4 protein-coding genes are annotated in these 3,351 nt (G+C 59.0%); 2 read left to right on the plus strand and 2 right to left on the minus strand.

Annotated features, from left to right (window positions below; genetic code table 11):
- Window positions 1–219: 219 nt before the first annotated feature.
- The gene (locus NW841_RS12400) at window positions 220–720 is read right to left on the minus strand and encodes a low molecular weight protein-tyrosine-phosphatase (RefSeq protein ID WP_414364162.1); all 501 of its coding nucleotides are present in this window, start codon (window positions 718–720) and stop codon (window positions 220–222) included.
- A 151-nt stretch (window positions 721–871) separates the two neighbouring features.
- Here NW841_RS12400 and NW841_RS12405 point away from each other — a divergent pair, with 151 nt between their 5' ends.
- A complete protein-coding gene (locus NW841_RS12405; protein ID WP_011430466.1) occupies window positions 872–1,120 on the plus strand; it encodes a hypothetical protein in 249 nt (82 codons plus the stop codon).
- Between the two features lie 58 nt (window positions 1,121–1,178).
- The gene (locus tag NW841_RS12410) at window positions 1,179–1,829 is read left to right on the plus strand and encodes an ABC transporter ATP-binding protein (RefSeq protein ID WP_414364156.1); all 651 of its coding nucleotides are present in this window, start codon (window positions 1,179–1,181) and stop codon (window positions 1,827–1,829) included.
- Here the strand turns inward: NW841_RS12410 and NW841_RS12415 are convergent.
- The gene (locus tag NW841_RS12415; RefSeq protein WP_414376460.1) at window positions 1,820–2,989 is read right to left on the minus strand and encodes a murein hydrolase activator EnvC family protein; all 1,170 of its coding nucleotides are present in this window, start codon (window positions 2,987–2,989) and stop codon (window positions 1,820–1,822) included. The genes NW841_RS12410 and NW841_RS12415 overlap by 10 nt on opposite strands.
- Window positions 2,990–3,351: the final 362 nt, after the last annotated feature.

A 3,351-nucleotide genomic window follows, 5' to 3' on the forward strand; every position in this document is an offset into this window, starting at 1 on the left:
GGTGTAGCTAAAAAAGGCATAAAAGACAATCCCAACCAAGACTGGAAAGAGCTGATCCAGCCTCGCCCCCCTACCCTTTGTCAATGGTTACCAGCAGCACGTTTCTGTAGATGTTCTACCAGGGCTGCTGGGGCCTACTTGGAAACCCAGGCTTAGGCTAACCAGAAGGGATCCGTCCGCCAGGCGGATTTCAGCAAAACTATAGAATTGAGCGAGAATTTAGGTGCGGCTGGGCAGCGGCGGGCATTGGATCCCGGGGATCAAGGATTCCAGCAGGCCGCTGCAGGCATCCCAGAGCAGCTCGATCACGTAGTGAAACCCAGCCTCGCCCCCGTAGTAGGGATCTGGAACTTCTTCATCGGTGTGAGAACGACAGTAGCTACAAATGAGGCGCACCTTGTCGGCATATCTTCTCTGGGGATCGAGGCTGAGGATATCGCGATAATTTTGCCGATCCATAGCCAGGATCAGGTCGAACTCCCGCAGATCCAAAGGATGAATTTGCCGGGCTTGGCCGTGCAGCTCCAGTCCATAGCGCTGGGCAACTTGTTGCATGCGGCGATCTGGGGGACTGCCGATGTGATAGGCGGCTGTACCTGCCGAATCGCAGAGAATGTCCCCCTCATGACCGCTGCTCTGCAGCAGGTAGTTGGTGATCCCTTCGGCAGCGGGAGAACGGCAGATGTTGCCCAGGCACACAAACAGCAGCTTTTGGCTCATGGATCCCTCGCCGGCAGTGAACATTTCTCCCCGCATTATCTGCGTTTTGCGGCCTAGAGTACAGAAGCAGGCGAGAGGGGATAGGGCCCTCAGGCGGCAGCGGGACAGATTCTTGGCCAGAATGGAGCTAGTTCCCCTGGTGAGATGTCTTATGCCAGATGCCACCCGCTACCCGCACCCGCAGGATGTGGCCAACCTCATTCTCTACTTGCAGACGGAGCTGGCTCTGTTTGAACAATGGGCCGCTCAAGAAGGGATCCCGTCTGCGGCTCTGCGCCCCATCGAGCGCTCCCAAGAGGCTTTGCGGCGAGCTGTAGATCAACTGGAGCTGCGAGAGTGGTACCGCGAACTCACCTATGGCTTCCGGGATCAGTTGGGGCGCCTAGAAGAGTGGTTGTAGCTGTCCGGCAGAGCTTTCCAGTGCCAAAATAACGACAACTCTCCCAGCACCGCCGCTTATGTTGCAGGTTCAGGATCTCTGCTACCACCCGGCAACCCTCTCTCAGCCAATTCTCCGGGATCTCTCCTTTGAGCTAGGCCTGAACCAGTTGGGGCTGATCGTGGGCAAAAGTGGGGCCGGCAAAAGCACCCTGCTGGAAATTTTGGCTGGCTTGGCGCGGCCCACGCGCGGGCGGATTGCCTGGGGAGGAACAGAGCTCTCTCCTCAGCAACTGCGCAGCATGGCGGGGCTGGTGTTTCAGTTCCCGGAGCGCCACTTTTGTGGCTTGACGGTGCTAGAGGAAATGCGCTTCGGCCACCCGGAGCTGCAGCAAAAGGAGATTGAAAACGTTCTCCAACAGGTGGGATTGGCAGGGATCCCTCTGTGCACCTCCCCCAACCATCTCAGCGGCGGACAGCAGCGGCGCTTGGCCCTGGCGGTACAGCTCATTCGCGGCCCTTTTTTACTGCTGCTGGACGAGCCGACGGCGGGGCTGGACTGGTCAGTGCGGCAGCAGTTGATCGAGCTGCTGGCCCGCCTGAAATCCACCTGGACGGTGTTGGTGGTTTCCCACGACCCGGAGGAGCTGTCCTCCATTGCCGATGTGCGGTGGATCTTGCAGGCGGGATCCCTGCAGCCGTTGCCGGCAGATGCGCTGCTTCACAAGTAGCGGCGGGGATCGACCGGCTGGCCGTTGACCCGCACCTCGAAGTGAACATGAGGCCCGGTGGAGAGACCGGTGGAGCCGGCAGCGGCAATGACCTGCCCCCGCTGTACCTGCTGGCCCACCCCGACGGCGACGCGGCTGTTATGGGCGTACAGGGTGGTGATGCCGCCGCCGTGGTTGACGATGACTGTGTAGCCGTAGCCGCCGTACCAACCGGCGTAGATGACCGTGCCCCGGTCTGCAGCCCTCACCGGAGTGCCGGTGGGCACACCGAAGTCGATTCCCGCATGGAAGCGGCGGCTGCGATAGATGGGGTGAACCCGCCAGCCGAAGCCGCTGGTGATCGGCCCGCGCACCGGTGGGATCAACCGACCCGTGCCCTGAACCGGATCCCTGCCCCCCCGCTGCTGAGCCTGCTGGGCGATCAGTTGCTGGATGAGGATGGTCAACTGTTGGGAATCGGCTTCCAAGCGCCGTTGGGCTGCTTCATAGGCGGCGCGCTCGTTGGCCAGTCGGCCCACCAGTTGCTCTTGAGCGGCAGCCTGCTGCTGCAGTTGGTTTTTCTGGGCCGCCAGCTCCTGCAAGATCAAGGAAATCTCGTTGCGCTGCGCCTCCAAGGCAATCCGCTGCTGATCCACCTCCTTTGCCATCGCCTGCAGCTCTTGGATCAACTGCCGGTCGGCTTCGATTAGCAACTGCAACTGGTGGCGGCGATCGAAAAACTCGTTCAGGTCACGACTGGTGAGCAGCAAAGCCCACCAATGTTCTGCCCCCTGCCGCTGCATGTAGCGCAAGCGGGCGGCCGTGCCCTGCTGCTGCCGTCGCAGGCGGTCTTCCAGCTCTTTAAGCTCCTTCTGCGCTTGCTCTAGCGCCCTCTGGGCCTGTTCTAGACGGTATTGGTTGTCGCGCAGGCTGGCTTCCGTCTGTTGGATGTTTTGCCGCAGGGATCCCATGCGGCGGCGGGCTTCTTCTTCCGCTTGGCGCAGCTCTCCCAGGCGGCGTTGGGTGCCCTGGATTTGTTGCTGGATCTGCTGCTGTCGCTGTTGCAGTTGGTAGACATTCTGCGCCTGAGATGGGGCAACCCCCCAGAAACTGCCCAACAGCAAGAGAGCGAGCCAACCGACCACCACCCATGCCTTCAGGCTGCGTATCCCAAGACTCATCACTCCCCACACCCTCGGCAACCAACCTACCGACCCTAAGAATACAAAGATTTGCAAGGCCTGATCGAGCCCAATCTGGCTATTGCCCGGTATCGCTACTCCAAATGGCAAACGACAGCAACCTCAACATCAACCAAATGGCAATAGGCTAGCCACCTACCTGCCAGCAAAACCTAAGGATAGTCAAAGCAAAGGCTCCAACCAAGGCTGCAGATGCGCATACCACCGTAAACACCAACTTTGCTTGTTCCTGACTTCCTCCTCAAAAAAAGAGTTTGTTACAATTTGTCATTGCTTTACTGACAGGTTGGCTTTGTCATTTTTGGATTGCAGCTAAAATCTTAAATTAACTAAAACTTTAA

Source organism: Synechococcus sp. H60.3 (assembly GCF_047462295.1).
Taxonomy (GTDB): domain Bacteria; phylum Cyanobacteriota; class Cyanobacteriia; order Thermostichales; family Thermostichaceae; genus Thermostichus.

Bases quoted from the DNA above. Each gene is read 5' to 3' on its own strand.
- NW841_RS12400 (WP_414364162.1), bottom strand. From the start codon at position 720: ATGAGCCAAAAGCTGCTGTTTGTGTGCCTGGGCAACATCTGCCGTTCT.
- NW841_RS12415 (WP_414376460.1), bottom strand. From the start codon at position 2,989: ATGAGTCTTGGGATACGCAGCCTGAAGGCATGGGTGGTGGTCGGTTGG.
- NW841_RS12410 (WP_414364156.1), top strand. From the start codon at position 1,179: ATGTTGCAGGTTCAGGATCTCTGCTACCACCCGGCAACCCTCTCTCAG.
- NW841_RS12405 (WP_011430466.1), top strand. From the start codon at position 872: ATGCCAGATGCCACCCGCTACCCGCACCCGCAGGATGTGGCCAACCTC.